At 58.3% G+C, this 16,335-nt stretch carries 18 protein-coding genes and 1 pseudogene; 12 read left to right on the plus strand and 7 right to left on the minus strand.

The window, feature by feature from the left end; genetic code table 11:
• Nucleotides 1-115: 115 nt before the first annotated feature.
• From ABSG47_RS08240 to ABSG47_RS08255, 4 genes are all read right to left on the minus strand, one after another.
• The gene (locus ABSG47_RS08240) at nt 116-325 is read right to left on the minus strand and encodes a DUF465 domain-containing protein (protein WP_424168728.1); all 210 of its coding nucleotides are present in this window, start codon (nt 323-325) and stop codon (nt 116-118) included.
• 139 nt (nt 326-464) lie between these two features.
• A complete protein-coding gene (locus tag ABSG47_RS08245; RefSeq protein ID WP_424168730.1) occupies nt 465-929 on the minus strand; it encodes a GNAT family N-acetyltransferase in 465 nt (154 codons plus the stop codon).
• Nucleotides 926-1,645 carry a tRNA (adenosine(37)-N6)-threonylcarbamoyltransferase complex dimerization subunit type 1 TsaB gene (tsaB, locus tag ABSG47_RS08250; protein ID WP_424168732.1) on the minus strand — a complete coding sequence of 240 codons (720 nt, stop codon included), beginning with the start codon at nt 1,643-1,645 and terminating at the stop codon, nt 926-928. Before tsaB ends, ABSG47_RS08245 begins: the two co-directional genes overlap by 4 nt.
• A gap of 28 nt (nt 1,646-1,673) precedes the next feature.
• Nucleotides 1,674-2,009, minus strand: coding sequence for a hypothetical protein (locus tag ABSG47_RS08255; protein ID WP_424168734.1), 336 nt, complete (start codon nt 2,007-2,009; stop codon nt 1,674-1,676).
• 132 nt (nt 2,010-2,141) lie between these two features.
• Between ABSG47_RS08255 and ABSG47_RS08260 the strand changes: the two genes are divergently transcribed.
• A complete protein-coding gene (locus ABSG47_RS08260) occupies nt 2,142-3,740 on the plus strand; it encodes a DHA2 family efflux MFS transporter permease subunit (RefSeq protein WP_424168736.1) in 1,599 nt (532 codons plus the stop codon).
• Nucleotides 3,741-3,896: 156 nt separating this feature from the next.
• Nucleotides 3,897-5,648, plus strand: coding sequence for a hypothetical protein (locus tag ABSG47_RS08265; protein WP_424168738.1), 1,752 nt, complete (start codon nt 3,897-3,899; stop codon nt 5,646-5,648).
• A 102-nt stretch (nt 5,649-5,750) separates the two neighbouring features.
• Here the strand turns inward: ABSG47_RS08265 and ABSG47_RS08270 are convergent, their stop codons facing one another.
• A complete protein-coding gene (locus ABSG47_RS08270; protein ID WP_424168740.1) occupies nt 5,751-6,899 on the minus strand; it encodes a trans-sulfuration enzyme family protein in 1,149 nt (382 codons plus the stop codon).
• A 137-nt stretch (nt 6,900-7,036) separates the two neighbouring features.
• Between ABSG47_RS08270 and ABSG47_RS08275 the strand changes: the two genes are divergently transcribed.
• Together ABSG47_RS08275 and ABSG47_RS08280 are read left to right on the plus strand one after the other, a co-directional pair.
• Nucleotides 7,037-7,276: a hypothetical protein gene (locus ABSG47_RS08275; RefSeq protein WP_424168741.1), complete on the plus strand. Its 240-nt coding sequence runs from the start codon at nt 7,037-7,039 to the stop codon at nt 7,274-7,276.
• Nucleotides 7,273-7,707: a type II toxin-antitoxin system VapC family toxin gene (locus ABSG47_RS08280; protein WP_424168743.1), complete on the plus strand. Its 435-nt coding sequence runs from the start codon at nt 7,273-7,275 to the stop codon at nt 7,705-7,707. The genes ABSG47_RS08275 and ABSG47_RS08280 overlap by 4 nt, the downstream gene beginning before the upstream one ends.
• Before the next feature lie 10 nt (nt 7,708-7,717).
• Here the strand turns inward: ABSG47_RS08280 and ABSG47_RS08285 are convergent, their stop codons facing one another.
• Nucleotides 7,718-8,737, minus strand: a complete 1,020-nt coding sequence (locus ABSG47_RS08285) for a VWA domain-containing protein (protein ID WP_424168745.1) — start codon at nt 8,735-8,737, stop codon at nt 7,718-7,720.
• A gap of 34 nt (nt 8,738-8,771) precedes the next feature.
• Nucleotides 8,772-9,881, minus strand: a complete 1,110-nt coding sequence (locus ABSG47_RS08290; protein ID WP_424168747.1) for a VWA domain-containing protein — start codon at nt 9,879-9,881, stop codon at nt 8,772-8,774.
• A 177-nt stretch (nt 9,882-10,058) separates the two neighbouring features.
• Between ABSG47_RS08290 and ABSG47_RS08295 the strand changes: the two genes are divergently transcribed.
• The 8 genes and pseudogenes from ABSG47_RS08295 to ABSG47_RS08330 all read left to right on the plus strand — a co-directional run.
• Entirely contained in the window at nt 10,059-10,853 is a 795-nt protein-coding gene (locus tag ABSG47_RS08295) for an N-acetylmuramoyl-L-alanine amidase family protein (protein ID WP_424168749.1), read from the plus strand.
• Nucleotides 10,850-11,527 (plus strand): GerMN domain-containing protein, encoded by a 678-nt coding sequence (locus ABSG47_RS08300; RefSeq protein ID WP_424168751.1) that lies wholly within the window; start codon nt 10,850-10,852, stop codon nt 11,525-11,527. Before ABSG47_RS08295 ends, ABSG47_RS08300 begins: the two co-directional genes overlap by 4 nt.
• Nucleotides 11,528-11,757: 230 nt before the next feature.
• Nucleotides 11,758-12,378, plus strand: a complete 621-nt coding sequence (locus tag ABSG47_RS08305) for a hypothetical protein (RefSeq protein ID WP_424168753.1) — start codon at nt 11,758-11,760, stop codon at nt 12,376-12,378.
• Nucleotides 12,379-12,382: 4 nt separating this feature from the next.
• Nucleotides 12,383-13,234, plus strand: a complete 852-nt coding sequence (gene murI / locus ABSG47_RS08310; protein WP_424168755.1) for a glutamate racemase — start codon at nt 12,383-12,385, stop codon at nt 13,232-13,234.
• A 48-nt stretch (nt 13,235-13,282) separates the two neighbouring features.
• Nucleotides 13,283-13,939 carry a DUF2059 domain-containing protein gene (locus ABSG47_RS08315; protein ID WP_424168757.1) on the plus strand — a complete coding sequence of 219 codons (657 nt, stop codon included), beginning with the start codon at nt 13,283-13,285 and terminating at the stop codon, nt 13,937-13,939.
• A gap of 87 nt (nt 13,940-14,026) precedes the next feature.
• Nucleotides 14,027-14,794 (plus strand): enoyl-ACP reductase FabI, encoded by a 768-nt coding sequence (locus ABSG47_RS08320; protein WP_424168759.1) that lies wholly within the window; start codon nt 14,027-14,029, stop codon nt 14,792-14,794.
• A gap of 151 nt (nt 14,795-14,945) precedes the next feature.
• The gene (locus ABSG47_RS08325) at nt 14,946-15,623 is read left to right on the plus strand and encodes an HNH endonuclease (protein WP_424168761.1); all 678 of its coding nucleotides are present in this window, start codon (nt 14,946-14,948) and stop codon (nt 15,621-15,623) included.
• Nucleotides 15,624-15,802: 179 nt separating this feature from the next.
• Nucleotides 15,803-16,335: pseudogene (locus ABSG47_RS08330) on the plus strand (amidohydrolase family protein); the annotation flags it as partial.

Genomic DNA, 16,335 nt, shown 5'->3' on the forward strand with positions numbered 1-16,335 from the left:
GTCTCAACGATTATACGGTTCAATCGCTTTCACTGCGCAGGCAGACACACACCTGGGCTTGAGCCTGCTGCGTGAAACCAGCGCCGCACCGCTCCGCCTGTATTCAATCCACCTTTTAGACCACAGCCAGCGAAGCCCGTCGTTCAATGGCGTAAATCAGGTCTTTTGCATGGAGTTTCAGCTTCTTCAGTCGTATCTCTTCCAGTTGCTCATCCTCGGAAAGATATGGCTTCTGAATCAGTTCATCCAGTCGCTGAGCGTAGCGGTGGTGTTCGGAGTGCAGGCGGTTCAATTCTTCGCTCAGCGAATCCTGAATTTCATCCATAGGCACCTCCTCAGGTTACAGACCTATTACATATAGCTCCGCTGGCGCACTCTCTACAAGAGGAAACGACGGAAAAGTGCTCGATTCCTGTGGATTTTTAACCGGGAACAAACGCCCCGTGACCCGCATCACCAGGAAACTATTCAATTCCCCGCCGCATTTGCACCGCATCTTCCGCCGGATGAGCGTAGTAACCGGTCCGCCGCCCAGCTTCGGCAAATCCCAGAACCCGGTACAGACTCAGCGCCGCTTCATTCGAGGCACGTACCTCCAACAGCACGACCTTTACCCCTGTCGCGGCCAGCTCGGCCACTAGAAACTCAAAGAGCCGCCGCGCCACACCTGCCCGCTGAAACTCGCGCAATACGGCGATCGACTCCAGCTCAGCCTCCGGCGAAATCACAGAAGCGACGGTAAACCCAATCAACCCCGCCGCCGCAGTCTCCGCAACCAGCGCAATCCGCACCGATCTGGCCTGTGGGTCGAGAGCCGCCAGATACGCATCCCGCTGCCACTGTGGCGCCGCAGGCAGGCCCGCAGCCAAAGCCGCCACAGCCTCTACATCCGCCGCCTTCATCCGGCGCACCCGTACTTCCGTGCTCACGCCGATGCTCCAAAATGAATCTCCGCATCCGGCCGTCGCAGATAATTTCCGTCCAGCAGCGCCAGTTCCACAAAATCCCCCGCCAGCACGCGCGGAGCAGCCTGCTCCAGCGCGTCCGCCGCTGTCGGCGCTGCCACCTCGACCAGTTTCACTTCAGCCCAGGCCGCGTGCAGCACCTTCGCGGCAGCCTCATCGCACACCGCTACGCGCTCCGGCGCAGCAATCTCCGCCAGTTCGTCCGCTCCAGCCAGAAGCTCCCCGCCAGTCATTCGCAGAAAGACCTCTCCGCGATGCGCATCCAGCGCCGCGGCATTCACCCGAGCCTTCCCCGCAAGCACCGCAAGCCGAGAAATCGCCACCACCGGCATCCCCGCGCCCATCGCAAAGCCCTTCACCGTGCTTAGCCCCACGCGGACGCCGGTAAAGCTTCCCGGCCCGTTCACCGCCACAATGCAGCCCACATCCCGCAGCTTCACTCCGTGGCCGCAGAGCAGATCCCCCACCGCCGTCACCAGCTTCGCCGAGTAGCTCCGTCCTTCCAGTTCCGTCTGCCCCAGAATCTCAACCGCGACTTTGTTAGACCACCGGCTTAGAAGGCCGGGGGTTACAACCGGATCTGTCTCCAGGTCGCGCAACCGTCCCAACGCCACCGATCCCTCCGGTCCGCAGGTGTCGATTCCCAGCACCAGCAATGGCTTGTCAGCAGGCTCCAACATAACCACCAGAATGACACATCCTCTGCTGCTACGCCTTAGCCAGCGCGATCACGATTCCGCCCGCCGCAATGAGGCAGCCGCCAAAGAGAACCATAGCGGAAGGCGCCTGCTTGAACACCACCCACGAAGTAAGCTGCGCAATGACAAAAAAGAAGACAACGTACAACCCAAGCAATTTCCCAAAATCCCACGGAGGAGCATTCACGGTCCAGCCATAAGCAAAGAGAACCACCGCGGCCACAGCAAAAAACGCCAGCCTGCTCCAGATGGCGGTGGAATGAAGCCCGATCCGCATCAGGGCATCCCCGCCCGCTTCAAGCGAAGCGGCAACAATCAGCACCAGAATAGATACCGTTCGATTCACAAAATATCCCTTTCCACAGAACTGCCAACCACAGGTATACCCCAGGTGACGTCCATAACTCTGAATACTCAATTACAACGACTGCATCTAGTAGTCTGAATACTCATGTACGACAACTGAAGGAGCAGTTTTTTGGCCGCCACGGCGACAGCACCCGCACTCTCGTTCCATGACGTCTGGCGCCCACGCGCCAACCCCTGGGCCATCGCCTTCACGGTCACACTGGCCACCTTCATGGAGGCTCTCGACAGCTCCATCGCCAACGTGGCTATGGGACACATCGCCGGCACGCTCTCCGCCAGCCAGGATGAAGCCACCTGGGTGCTCACCAGCTATCTCGTCGCCAACGCCATGGTGCTGCCCATTTCGGGCTGGATCGCCAACCGCATCGGACGCAAACGCTATTACATGAGCTGCGTACTGGCCTTCACCATCTGCTCTTTCTTGTGCGGCATCGCTCCCTCGCTTGGCATCCTCGTCCTGTGCCGCGTACTGCAGGGCGCAGCCGGCGGCGGCCTCCAGCCCAGTGAGCAGGCCATCCTCGCAGACACCTTCCCGCCCGAAAAGCGCTCCATGGCCTTCGCGATGTACGGCATGGCCGTCGTCATGGCCCCCGCCATCGGCCCCACCGTCGGCGGTTGGATCATCGACAATTACTCCTGGCGCTGGATCTTCTTTCTCAACATCCCGGTCGGCATCATCTCGCTTTATTTCTCGAATCGCCTCGTCGAAGACCCGCCGTATCTCGCCGAGAGCCGCAAGCGCAAGGAAGGCGTCGATTACTGGGGCCTTGGTCTGCTCGTTGTCGCCATCGGCGCTCTCCAGATCCTGCTCGACAAAGGCCAGGAGGACGACTGGTTCTCTTCAAGCCTCATCGTTACCTGCGCTGTGATCGCCGCCGCCGGCCTTGTGCTCTTCATCTGGCGTGAGCTGGTCATCAAGCACCCCATCCTGGACCTGCGATTATTCGCCCGACGAAATACCGCCATGAGCCAGTTCGTGCTTTTCATGGTGGGCGTAGCGCTCTATTCCAGTACCGTGCTCATCCCGCAGTTCTTGCAGGAAATCATGGGCTACACCGCGCGCCAGGCCGGCATGGCTGTCTCAAGCGGCGCCATCGTGCTTATCATTCTCTTTCCCATCGCGGGTAAATTCGCGCCCAAATTCGATCCCCGCTTGCTTGTCGCCATCGGCTTCTTCCTCACCAGCATGGGCATGATGCGCATGACGGACCTCAATCTGAGCGTCAGCTTCTTCATGGCCGTAAGCTGGCGCGCCGGCATCGCGCTCGGCCTGCCGTTCCTCTTCATTCCCATCAACACGCTCAACTACGCCGGCATTCCGCAGCACAAGAACAACGAGATCAGCGGCCTCTCCGCGCTCTCGCGTAATCTCGGCGGCTCCGTCGGCATCAGCTTCGTCACCACGTTTCTGGCGCGCAGCACCCAGCGCCATCTCGCCATGCTCAACCAGCATGCCGCACCCGGCAATCCGGCCTTTGAGCAGATGCGCAACGCGCTCACCGGCGCATGGATGCAACGCGGCCAGCACGCAGCCGACGCCGTACAGCACGCCGGCGCGCAAATCTACGGCATAGCGCAGACCCAGGCCCGCCTGCTCGCCTACGTGGACGTCACATGGATCATGGTCTTCCTGCTCTTCATCATGATCCCGCTGCCATTCCTCATGAAGCGGCCCAAAGCCGACGGCCCCATGAGCATGGGACATTAGCCATAAACAACAAAGCCCTGCCGCAACAGCAGGGCTTCATTCTTCGTAAAAAAATTCGGATTAACCGAAATTAACGCGCCCTTCATCTGCATCTGCGACCATCAGCCGCTGCGTGCCAAATCTACAACGGCACGACTTATAGGAGACACCAATCCCATGACAGTACAAGCAGCCGGTCCCGCTCGCGGGCGGCACATTCAGAAGGGGTTCATCGCTTTGGCCGCGGTGGCAACCCTCGCCTTTCCACTCAGCCTTTCGGCACAGGACTTCGGCTTTCCATTTCCACAATTTCCGCAGCTCTTTCCGGGCAACCTGGTAGTGAGCCGCAGCCTTTACGACAACCAGGCTGGCAATGTGAGCGTAGGCGAAGCGCTGCCGCCGGAGTGCGCCCCTTCCACCGGTGCGTGCGTGACGGCTGTGAATAACGGAACCTATCCCTTTGTATTCAACAACGCGCCGGTAGACGCAAGTTTCGGCATCACCTCGCGGATTTTTCTGGATCAGATAACACCCTTCGGACTGAGGCTCAACACCCTTGAAGTGCCAAACAGCCTTGATCGGGGTATCACGAGCTCGAGCAACCAGATGGTTACCAGCTTCAGCTCAAAGTCGGAAATAGGGCTGAACCTTTCGCTGGATGGAAATTACCTGACGTTCATGGGCTATAACGCTCCGGTCAACGCCGTGGACGTTTCGAATTCGAACACGCCGTTGGCGGTAGATCCGACGAACCCGGTGGGAACGAGTTTCTTTCGCGTCGTGGCGCGGCTTGACCAATTCGGGCGCTTCACCTTCACCGAGACGAACGCGTACAGCGGAAACAACGGGCGCGCGGCGATCCTGAACAACCTGGACGGCAAGAATCTGATATACGCGGCGGGAAACGCCGGCAATGGCTCCAATCCGCAGCCGCTGGAAGTGGACCTGGGAGCGGGAGCACAGCTCATTGATCTTTCGAACGAAGCGGAGAGTGAGCAAAATCCACCCCTGCCGTCGCCGCTGGGCAGCTTTTCCGTGACGCAGTTGGGCGATCCGGCGGACAAGATCGGCAAGGACGATAACTTCCGCGGGCTGACGGTCTACAACAACGTGGTGTACACCACCAAGGGCAGCGGCAGCAACGGTGTGAACACGGTGTACTTCATCGATACGACAGGGACCGCGTGCCCCAACGGAACGGGCGTACCTTCGCCTGAGGCGAAGCTGCCGGCTGACCCGTTGAGCTTCGTGTCATCCACGGTGACCAAGGATGGACTGCCGAGCAATATGTGCATTCTGTCGGGCTTCCCGACGCTCTCGAACAAAGCCAAGGGCGCGAACCCGGTAAATTTCCCCTTCGGAGTCTGGTTCGCGAGCCCGACGACGCTGTATGTGGCGGACGAGGGTGACGGATCGACGAGCGGTGTGGACACGGCTTTCTATACCCACGCGGCGCAGCAGACGAACGCCGGCCTGGAAAAGTGGGTGTTGGATGAGAGCAGCAACACATGGAAGATGGTCTACGCGCTGACCAATGGACTGAATCTGGGCACACCATACACAGTGCCGGGCTATCCGACGGGGCTGAATGTGGGAAGCGCCAACGCGAGCAATCCTGACGGGCTCCCCTGGAGTCCGGCGACGGACGGTCTGCGGAACCTGACCGGCCAGGTGAATCCGGATGGCACGGTGACGATCTGGGCAATCACCTCGACGGTGAGCGGCGCGGGCGATACGGGCGCCGATCCTAACAAGCTGGTCGTGATCACGGACAAGGCCAGCGCAACGACGGCGGCGGAGGCGGCGCACGAAAGGTTTCTGACGCTGCAGGGAGCGGGGTTCGGCGAAGTGCTGCGTGGCGTGTCATGGACGCCGGGTACGCGCCTCACCAACATTCCCAATGCCGGCCACAACGGGTTCGGCCAGTAAAACTGACGGATCGAAGAAACCTGGAGGCCTCCTTGCTGTGGTTAGCGGGAGGCCTTCTTTTTATTCTTATCCAAAGGCGGTGAGTGGCACTCGCTGTACGCCCTAGAACGCAGCTAAGGCCTGCTCAATATCCGCAATCAGATCTTCCTTATCCTCAATACCGACAGACAACCGAATCATTCCCTCGGTAATGCCCATCGCCTCGCGGTCTTCCGCCGTCACCGTAGCGTGCGTTGTCGTAGCCGAGTGCGAAGCCAGCGACTCCACCCCACCCAACGATTCCGCATTCAAAAAGATCTTCAGCGCCGCAAGAAACTTCGCGCAGTTCTCGCGCGTGCCCAGGTCCATGCTCAGCATCGAGCCAAAGCCCTTCTGCTGCCGCACCGCCAGTTCATACTGCGGATGCGTCTTCAGCCCCGGATAGTTCAGGTTCTTCACCTTGGGATGCGTCGACAGATATTCCGCAACCGCGCGCCCGTTCTCCTCATGCTGCTTGATCCGCAGCGGCATGGTCTTGATGCCGCGCAGTACCAGGAAGCACTCAAACGGCGACATGACTCCGCCCGCCGCCTTCTGCACCAGCAGGAAACGCTCTTTATGCTCCGGTGTCGAACCGATCAGCGCGCCGCCAATGCCATCCGAATGGCCATTCAGGTACTTCGTCGTCGAGTGCATCACAATGTCCGCGCCCAGCGCAATCGGGTTCTGCAGGCAAGGCGACATGAAGGTGTTGTCCACGCCAACCTCAATGCCATGCGCGTGCGCAATCCTGGCAACCGCCGCAATATCCGTCAACACCATCCGCGGATTGCTCGGACTCTCCAGATAAATCAGCTTTGTATTCGGACGGATGGCCTTCTCCACCAGCGCGAGATCCGACATATCCACATATTCGATCTCGATCCCGTAGCGTACGATAACCTCATTGAAAAGCCGTACCGTGCCGCCATACACGTCGAGCGCGCAGAGCAGATGGTCGCCCGCCTTCAGCATCGCCACCATTGCGGCAATCGCCGCCATGCCGCTCGTAAAGGCGTGGCCGCTGTAGCCGCCCTCCAGCTTCGCCAGCGCAAACTCCAGCCGGTCGCGCGTCGGGTTTCCCGCACGCGAGTAATCCCACCCGCGATCCGTGCCGATACCGGTCAGCTCAAAAGTGGAAGAAAGATAAAGAGGCACGTTCACCGCGCCCGTCAGCGGATCAGGATGCTGCCCCGCATGTACAGCAAGAGTCGAGTACTTGTATTCAGACATATAAAAGTATGGCTCCAGAAGGTTGTCACTTCCAGTCTATCGCGCTCAAAAGAAACAGCCTCCGCCTCAGCAGCTAACGGCTGAAATGTGGCCTTAAATTGCGATATGTGCCATCCTATTGCCATACGGAGCGCATCATGGCCATCCAGCTCAGCCCCGAAACCGAACGCCTGGTCGAACAGCAGATCGCCAGCGGCCGCTTTCATTCCATCGACGAGATCATCCACGAAGGAATCAAAGCGAAAAAAGAAGAGGACACAGAGTTTGCACATAGGCGCCGCAACGCTCTCGAAAACATGCGCGAGTTTATAGAGAATCCTATTCCCCTCAACGGAATTACCATTCGGGAATTGATTGAGGAAGGTCGCAGGCGGTGATCCCTTGGATTATCGATGCATCCATCACAATCAATTGGCTGCTTGACGATGAGCAGGACCGCCAGCACAGCATAGCCATCTTCCAATGTATAGGTGAGCGAAAAATTTCCGTTCCTTCGCTATGGGTCTATGAAGTGGCTAATGTTTTACTCGTTGCGCATCGCAGAAAGCGTCTGACAGCCGATAAAATTCAGCATTTTCTTAAAACGCTTTCTGAACTCGAGCCTCAGTTGCATGCCCCGGAACTCGGCTCTGCTTCACGCCTCAGCAAGCTCGCTCTACAGCATCAACTCACCGTCTATGACGCCGCTTACCTCGACCTTGCTCTTCATACCGGCTTTCCTATTGCCACAATAGATGCAGCGCTTATTCGCGCTATGAAAGCTGCAAAGGTAGAACGGGCTATGCCATCTGCCAGCCCGATCCAATAAATACTGTGCTCTAATTCCCCGTCTTCGCCGCCTTCTTCGCCGCCTTCACCACCGGGAAATACCCCGTCCGCGTCCGCACCGTCAGCTTGCCTTCACCCTTCTCCGCGGCCGTCACATCCACGCGCCGAAAGCTCTGCTGTGTGCTCGGTTTCGTCGAGTGATACCCGATCGTGTACTGGCTTCGGATATCCTGCGCCACCTCCGCCGCAATCTGGTCAATCTGCTCAATCGACTTGGGGAAGAACGCCATGCCGCCCGTCTCGCCCGAAAGCATCTCCAGCGCGCGCTTGGCGTGGCGCACCTCCGCGCGGCTCATCTCATCGCCAAAGAGCAGCCCGATCGTATACACCACCGGTCCCGAAAGCTCCTGCACGCGGTGAATCGTCTGTTCCAGGTTCAGCGTGGAAGCATTGTCCTCGCCGTCCGTGATGATGATCAGAACCTGCTTGGGCCGTTTCGCATCCTGCGCCAGCTTGTCCGCCGAGGCCACCACCGCGTCATACAGCGCCGTCCCGCCGCGCGATTCGATATGCCCCAGCCCATCGCGCAGCTTGTTCACGTCGCTCGTGAACTCCTGATCGATAAACGCCTCGTCGGAAAAGTTCACCACAAACGCCTCATCCGCGGGATTGGACGCCTCAATCAAATCCAGCGCGCTCTTGTTCACAGAGGGCCGCTTCTTTGACATCGAGCCGGAGTTATCCACCACCAGCCCGATCGATACCGGCAGATCCGTGTGCTGAAAGCTGAGAATATTCTGCTTCGCCCCGTCCTCAAAGACCTGAAAGTCTTCTTTCTTCAGATCCTGCACCATCTGGTTGCCTCTCAGCACGGTGGCGTACATCACCACCTCTTCCACATCGGTGTGCATGATAAAGCCGCCGCCGTTTTTCTCCACCTCTGGCGCAGAGGGGGGTGGCGCGGCATTGCCGTCCGGCGAGCGCACCGGGTCGCGATCCGCCGCCGGAGCCTGCGCCGGGGTCTGACCGGGAGTAGATGCGGGATTGCTCTGCGCCATTGCGGAAACCACAGCGCCTGCAAGAAAAATGGTTATGAATATCGCTTTATTGCAATGGCGCATAGTAGCCCGTACGGGAGTGAACCGTCAGCGGTGGCAGTCCTTGAGGAGGATTCAGTTTCACCTTCACTTTACGCCACTTGCCGTCATGCTGCAGATCCTTGGGCGTGTATCCAATGACATATTGGTTCCGCAGCTCAGTCGAAATCTTCTCCGCAATGTCGCCCATCTCGGAGAGATCGTCCACGCGAAACATCCTTCCGCCCGTCTCCTCGCACAGTTCATTCAACAGAATCGGGCCCGTGCGCTCTTCCGGCGTAGCCGCATAATTATCAAAAATGCCTATCGAATAAATCTCCGTATCGGACTCGCGCACCTGCGACTTCACTTCGCCTTCCGTGTAGCGCGAGCGGTTGTCGCCGCCATCGGAAACCACCAGCAGCGCCTTCCGCTCATACCGCGCGTCCTTCATCTTCGCCACGCCGTAATAGATCGCGTCCAACAGCGCAGTCCTGTGCCCGCTCTTCAGCGTTGCCAGCCGCGCCTCAATATCTTCCACTGAGCTCGTGAAATCCTCCACCAGCTCCGGCCGGTCGTTGAATCCGATCACAAAAAACTCATCCTGCGGATTGGCTGTCTTGATGAATTGCAGAATCGACTCCCGCGCCCGCACCAGCTTCGATGTCATCGATCCCGAAAGGTCAAAGACAATGCCGATCGAAACCGGCGCATCCTCGCTGGAAAAATTCTTGATCTTCTCCTCGGAATTATTCTCGTAGATCTTGAAGTCGTCCTTCTCCAGCCCCGTCACCAGCCGGTTCATCGGGTCCGTCACCGTCACAGGAACCAGCACCAGGTTCACATTCATCCGGATCATTCCGCCCGGATGCGCCTTGGTCACATCCTTGCCTGACGCCGCGGGAGCTTCCGCACCCACAGGCGCGCCATTGGCGGGCGTTGAAGCCGGCGGGGGCGTAACATGCACTTTGTTTAAAGGATCATCCTGCCCGTAAACCGCAACCGAACCGGCCGCCGCAAGCCAGCACACAGCCAGCAAAGCCGGCGCAGCAACTCCCCACACTCGCCCGTAGACGAGAAGCTTTGACAGGGAGATGCACTGGCCAAAAATCGAACTCGATCTTGTTATTGTTTTCATACCGCTGCACCGGGAAACAGCCGCGGGGACGTGACCGTGATAGTAGCACGAGGCACACTATCAAATGTTGGACGCTCAAATCACGCCAGACGTTATCTGATTTTCTCGCTGAGATACAATCGAGCCTGAACCGGAGTAGCTCATAGCTCAGAGTTTCCTTTTGTTCCCTTGCGTCTGATGGCAACTTCCCACCTTCACAGCGCGCGCCGCAACCGCAAGCCATACCGCAGCCGCTTAGGCATTCTTGCGCTCCTCTGCGGAACCGCCTCGCTCCTCGCCCAATCCCCCGCTCCACCTGTCGTCCAACCTCCCGCCCAACCGCCCACGCCTTCCATTCCCGTCGCGCCCGTCCCATCGCCTCCACGCTTCGTAGTCGTACTCGACGCAGCCCACGGCGGAGACGATCTCGGCGGCAAGCTCATCGACGGCCAGGACGAGAAATCCGTCGATCTCGCCTTCAGCGTCCGCCTGCGCTCACTCCTGGCCGCGCGCGGCATGCAGGTCGTCACCACCCGCGAGCAGGATCGTACCCTCTCGCCCATCGAACGCGCTGAAACAGCCAACCGCGCCAATGCCCAGGCCTGCATCAGCCTCCATGCCGCCGAATCCGGTTACGGCATGCACATCTTCACCTCCTCGCTCACGCCTGCCCAGTCGGCAGCGCACTTCGCCGCCTGGAAGACCTCACAATCTGTCGCCGTCTCCCGCTCGCTCGCTCTCGCCGGCGTCCTCAACTCCGCCTTCAATCAGGCCGGCATCAACGTCACGCTCAGCCGCACCACACTGCCCGGTATCGACAGCATGACCTGCCCCGCCGTTGTCCTCGAACTCGCACCCGAGCGCGACACCGGCCACAAGATTGTCTCCGAGCCCGGCAACGCTGACTATCAGTCGCGTATCGCCCAGATCATCGCCGCCGCACTCCTGCAATGGAAGACTTCCGACGGGAAAACGGAGGCCGAGCAGCCTTGATTCCCCGCTACCAAACCATCCTGCTCATCGTTCTCGTTCTCGCCTCCGTGGGGATGGGCGCCATGCTCTGGCACATGCGCGAGCGCGCCCACCAGGAGATGATCCAGGGCCATGACGCCGCGCCCACCAAGGCTCCCGCCGTCGCCGCAGACGCTCAGGCCACGCTCGTCGTAGCCAATGATGACGACAACGGCCTCCGCGAGCAGGTCTACTCTCTTCCCTTACCCGCTGAAGACGGAGCCCGCATCCGCGCCATCCTCGGTAAACTCCTCGAAATCTACGCCACGCCGGACGCCAACCATCCCGTTCCCAGCGTAACGGGCCCTAATCAGGTGCTTCCAGTCCAGCAGGTCTTCCTGCTGCCCGCTTCAGGTTCGGCCATGGCCAACCCAGTAGCCGTCATGGAAAACCCCGAAGGGAGTTACGCCGCCAGCACGCAGCTAGCCGTCGTCAACCTGGCCGGCAGCTTCGTCGCCAGTCACCCTTCGGGTCTTGAAACCGAAACCCTCACCGTTCTCTCCATCTGCCGCACCATCCACGCCAACCTGCCTCATGTCACAGAGGTTCGCTTCCTCGTCGATGGCCAGCCGCGCCCCACCCTCGCCGGCCACGCGGACCTCACCCGCACCTACCTCGTCGCCGACGCCGTCGTTGCGCAACCCACGCAACCATAACCTTGTGTTCACTCAAAACTGCACTTGCAGTATGATGGATATAGCCATGCCCAGGCCCGTTCACATCACGACTCCATATCCAACTTCTGAAGAAGTGGCAAGACGGTTTCGGATTCCGAAGCGCCGTCAAAAGGAGCTGGAAGCATTAGCCCAGAAATTGTTTGCGCAGATGCAGGCGGAGAAAGCAAGCGCCAGGGGCAGAGTCCTCGAAAAGGAAGAAGATCGCAAGAATGCCTCTGCCGCCTATTGATCAAAAAGGCATTTTTCTCAACATCCCCTACGATGAAGAATTCCGCAGTCTCTATCTCGCTTACATTGTTGGTCTCTGCTCGCTAGGCTTTGTTCCCCATATTGCCTCGGAAATCCCCGGTGGAGCGCGTCGTCTGGACCGGATTCTTGAACTTATCCAAAGCTGCCGGTACTCAATTCACGACCTGTCGCGTGTCGAACTAAGCGCACCTCCCAACGGGACCCCGCGATTTAATATGCCATTGGAATTGGGTATAACCATTGCTTGGACCCATCTCCATCCGCGCCTGCACAACTACTTCGTGTTTGAATCCGAACCATATCGCATCCAGAGATCAACCAGTGATTTGAACGGGACGGATGCTTACGTTCATCGTGGCACAGCAGAAGGTGTGCTGAGTGAGCTTCGCAGTGCCTTCTGGCGAGACGATGCTCCCACTGTACCGCAGATGCTTGACATTCATAATTGGGTCGAAATCGGCCTGCTTGCAATCCTCCGGGTAAATGGGACCAACAATCCGTATACGCAAAGCGTCTTTCGCGACCTCTGCTCGCTATCCACCCGACTTTTTGAACTATTTCATCCCCTGAGAAAGTCCTAACGCCATGGCCCCCACCATAGGCGTCTTCGACTCCGGCTTCGGCGGCCTCACCGTCCTCCGCGCCCTGCTCACGCGCATCCCACAGGCGCATTACGCCTTCCTCGGCGATACAGCGCGCCTTCCCTACGGCTCAAAATCCCGCCGCACCATCGCCAAATACGCCGCCGAGTCAGCCCAATTCCTCGTCAACCAGCAAGGCGCGGAGTATCTCGTCATCGCCTGCAACACCGCCAGCGCGCTAGCCCTCGACGCCATTCAGGAAGCCGTACCCGTACCCGTCCTCGGCGTCATCCAGCCCGGCGCACAAGCCGCCCGAGCCGCATCCCGCACCGGAGACGTCCTCGTCATCGCCACCGACGCCACAGTACAGAGCCACGCCTACGCCGCCGCTTGCCAGGCCCTCGGCCTGCGCGCTCTCGAAAAAGCCTGCCCACTCCTCGTCCCACTTGTCGAAGAAGGCTGGACCGAAGACTCCCCCCGGCACTCCGTCACCGAACAAGTGATTGGCATCTATCTCGACGAACTGCTAATGGACGCAGCCGCCGCATATCTCCAGCCCGACACCCTCGTCCTCGGCTGCACCCATTACCCGCTCCTGCGCCCACTCATCGAAAGCATCGTCCCCGTCGGCATGAAAGTCATCGACTCCGCCGAAGCCACCGCCGCCCAGGCCGCCCGCCTCTTCGATCAAGAGAATCCGGGTGCGGGTGCCCCTGGTCCCTCGCATTTGGGGACCAGGGAATGCGCCAACGTCCACTGCTTCGCCACCGATTCCGTAGAAAAATTCGAACGCCTCGGCTCCCGCTTCCTCGGCTGCCCGACAGGCAAAGTGGAATTAGTCGATCTGGGTGGTTAGAATAGGCGCGCAGTCCATTTGAGGGCTACATCTCACTGGAGGGCATCTATGAAAGTCCTGCACAGATTTCTCGCTCCGGCGGTAATAGCGACCGTTTTTGTCATCGCACCTCTTTACGCAGTGGCATCACAGCAAGAATCCGTGGCGCCGTGCGATGCAAAACCTCGGGCATGGAGTTGGCTAGGTGAAACTCATTCCTATTACCCCAAAAAACAACCTGTACCGCCTCCCGTGGAAATCACTCCCCAACTCCACGAAGCGGCCATAGGCTTTATTACTGCTGCTCGAATTCGAAAGAACATGCTGGTCCATGCTGATCCTTTTCTGGAGCAGATTTCAAAGAGCCTGAACTCTCAGCATCCAAATTTGAATCCTGGGTTCACGGAAGAATGGCAGAAAAGAATTAAAGACCGCCTCGACACGGACAAATACGATGCCATCTGGGTGCATGAATATGAAAGATACTTCACGACAGAAGAGCTCAATCAATTAACAGACTTCCTAGCGCAGCACCGCGAAGGCAATATAACGGATGTCTCCGATGCCCTAAAAATAAAATTGACAATTTATCAGGAAGACATGTTGATGGAGATTGACGATGGCGTTAACGACTGGCTTGATAAGCTCGGATGTGAAGTTGGTGAGGAAATAGCCAAGGAACATCCCGAATGGGCTCCCACTCCCACTCTAAAATCCAGCAAGTAATAGCCTTGAGGCTCCGAAATCCGGCTGATAATCTTATGGATGGATTGGGCCGCCATGCCCGCCTGTGGTAAGGAGACCCTCGCAATCATGATCGACCTCAAAGGCAAAACAGCCGTAGTCTTCGGCCTCGCCAACAAGCGCTCCATCGCCTGGGGAATCGCCCAGCAGCTCCACGCCGCCGGCGCAACCCTCGCCATTGGCTACCAGAACGAGCGCATGAAGCTCGAAGCCCACGGCCTCATCGCCGAACTGCCCTCAGCCACCGGCTTCCAGTGCGATGTCTCCGTCGATGCCGAGATCGAGTCCGTCTTCGCCGCCCTCAAAGAGCAACACGGCAAAATCGACATCCTCGTTCACGCCATCGCCTTCGCCCTGCCGGCCGACCTCAAAGGCGAGTTCATCAACACCTCCCGCGAAGGCTTCCGCATCGCGCACGAAGTCAGCGTCTACTCGCTCATCGCGCTCAGCCGAGCCGCCGCCCCGCTCATGACCGAAGGCGGCTCCATCCTCACCCTCACCTATCTCGCCTCGGAGCGCGTCGTCCCGCACTACAACGTCATGGCTCTCGCCAAGGCATCGCTTGAGGCCACCGTCCGCTATCTCGCCTACGAACTCGGCGCAAAGAACATCCGCGTCAACGCCATCTCCGCCGGCCCCATCAACACCCTCGCCGCCCGCGGCGTCGGCGACCTAAGCACCATGCGCAGCGCACAGGTCGAGCGCTCCCCGCTCCACCGCAACGTCGATCAATCCGAAGTCGGCGGCACAGCGCTCTTCCTAGCCAGCCCACTAGCATCCGCCGTCACCGGCGAAACCATCTACGTAGACTGTGGCTTCAACATTATGGGCTTCTAATCCTATGAAGGATGAGAGCAAACAAATCCCTCTACATCTCCTCAACGGAGGGTATCGCAATTCTGATCGATTCACTCTCGAACGTGCTGCGCGAGGCAACAGAAAAGCGCGAGCATGGGTTGTGCCCAAGTCGGCATCGATTGGCGATGAGGTGACTATTAACGTTGCCGGGCAGGGGTTATTTGCTATCGGACAAGTCTCTTCTGCAACAACGCCTCGCACTGATTGGCCCAATCGATATGGTGCCGACATCGATCTCATTACACTTATCGATCCGCCAATTCCTCTGGAGGAATTACGTCAAAAGGTTCCTGATTTAGCTTGGGCTCGCTACCCGCTAATGTACACAACTCCATCGCCTGAGCTTACGAATCAAATTCGAACTCTAATTTCCCAGCGTTTAGCAGCTCAATACTTTGACATACGTGCTGATAAACAAGCAGCCGCGCTAATCGAGACTTTGAACAGGCAAGAATTAAGAGAAATTGCTCTCAGCAGGTCTCGAAAAAATGTCAGTGCACAGGTTCGAAAAATCCTTATACGCCGACGCAATCAAGTAATTCGCAGATACGTCTTAGCGCGAGCCGAAGGAAAATGCGAAGGCTGTTTAAATCCAGCCCCATTTACCGGCGTGAATGGTGAGCCTTTCCTTGAAGCTCATCATGTCAAGCGACTATCCCAAGAGGGCCCTGACAGCATCCGTTATGTCATTGCGCTATGCCCAAACTGCCATCGCAGAACTGAGTTTAGTCAGGGCGCAAAAACATTCAATAGGACCTTGGTGGAAAAGATGAGTAAGTTGGAGCCAAGACTCAAAGCGTCACGGTAATCTTTCCCGCTCCCCCGCAAAGTCGATCAATCCGAAGCCGGCGAGCGCCATCACCGGCGAAACCATCTATATCGACTGCGGCTTCAACACTATGGGCTTCCAGGACTGGCGACAGCAGCAAATTCGCAGTACTGACCACCTCATCCGATAAAATCCCTCCATCCCCGGAGGGATTTTTCATGCTCAAACGCAGTCCGGCTGGGCTTCTGGCTCTGCTCTTCGCCATCTCTGCACCCATCTTTGCGAATCAGGCCCAGCAGCCCGCAACCTCCGGCACCTTCATCCTCCACAAATTCGCCAAAGAAATCGGCAAGGAAACCTACTCCATCGAGCAGAAAGCCGACACCTGCACCCTCACCTCACACTTCCTCTTCACCGACCGCGGCAGCAAAGTCCCGCTCGAAACCACCTTCACGGCAAGCTCTGCCAACATCACTCCCATCAGCTACTCCGCGAAAGGCCAATCCTCACGCGAATTCAAAATGGACGACCAACTCATCGTCCAGAACAACGCCATCAACATCACCCTAAGCGGCAAATCCCAAAGCGTCACCCCTCAAGGCCAATGGTTCATCACCGACGGCTACTCCCCCGTCGCCATGCAGGAACAAATGATGCGCTGGTGGCTCGCCAACAACAAGCCCGCCGAGTTCACCGTCTACCCCGCCACCACAAAGGTTCACATCGAGCCATCCGCCACCATCACTATCAA

It is taken from the genome of Occallatibacter sp. (assembly GCF_049510455.1).
In the GTDB taxonomy this organism is placed as follows: domain Bacteria; phylum Acidobacteriota; class Terriglobia; order Terriglobales; family Acidobacteriaceae; genus Telmatobacter.

Excerpts from the sequence above, each read along its gene's own strand:
- ABSG47_RS08240 (WP_424168728.1), bottom strand. The coding sequence starts at position 325 with ATGGATGAAATTCAGGATTCGCTGAGCGAAGAATTGAACCGCCTGCAC.
- tsaB (WP_424168732.1), bottom strand. The coding sequence starts at position 1,645 with ATGTTGGAGCCTGCTGACAAGCCATTGCTGGTGCTGGGAATCGACACC.
- ABSG47_RS08265 (WP_424168738.1), top strand. The coding sequence starts at position 3,897 with ATGACAGTACAAGCAGCCGGTCCCGCTCGCGGGCGGCACATTCAGAAG.
- ABSG47_RS08270 (WP_424168740.1), bottom strand. The coding sequence starts at position 6,899 with ATGTCTGAATACAAGTACTCGACTCTTGCTGTACATGCGGGGCAGCAT.
- ABSG47_RS08275 (WP_424168741.1), top strand. The coding sequence starts at position 7,037 with ATGGCCATCCAGCTCAGCCCCGAAACCGAACGCCTGGTCGAACAGCAG.
- ABSG47_RS08290 (WP_424168747.1), bottom strand. The coding sequence starts at position 9,881 with ATGAAAACAATAACAAGATCGAGTTCGATTTTTGGCCAGTGCATCTCC.
- ABSG47_RS08295 (WP_424168749.1), top strand. The coding sequence starts at position 10,059 with ATGGCAACTTCCCACCTTCACAGCGCGCGCCGCAACCGCAAGCCATAC.
- ABSG47_RS08305 (WP_424168753.1), top strand. The coding sequence starts at position 11,758 with ATGCCTCTGCCGCCTATTGATCAAAAAGGCATTTTTCTCAACATCCCC.
- murI (WP_424168755.1), top strand. The coding sequence starts at position 12,383 with ATGGCCCCCACCATAGGCGTCTTCGACTCCGGCTTCGGCGGCCTCACC.
- ABSG47_RS08315 (WP_424168757.1), top strand. The coding sequence starts at position 13,283 with ATGAAAGTCCTGCACAGATTTCTCGCTCCGGCGGTAATAGCGACCGTT.
- ABSG47_RS08320 (WP_424168759.1), top strand. The coding sequence starts at position 14,027 with ATGATCGACCTCAAAGGCAAAACAGCCGTAGTCTTCGGCCTCGCCAAC.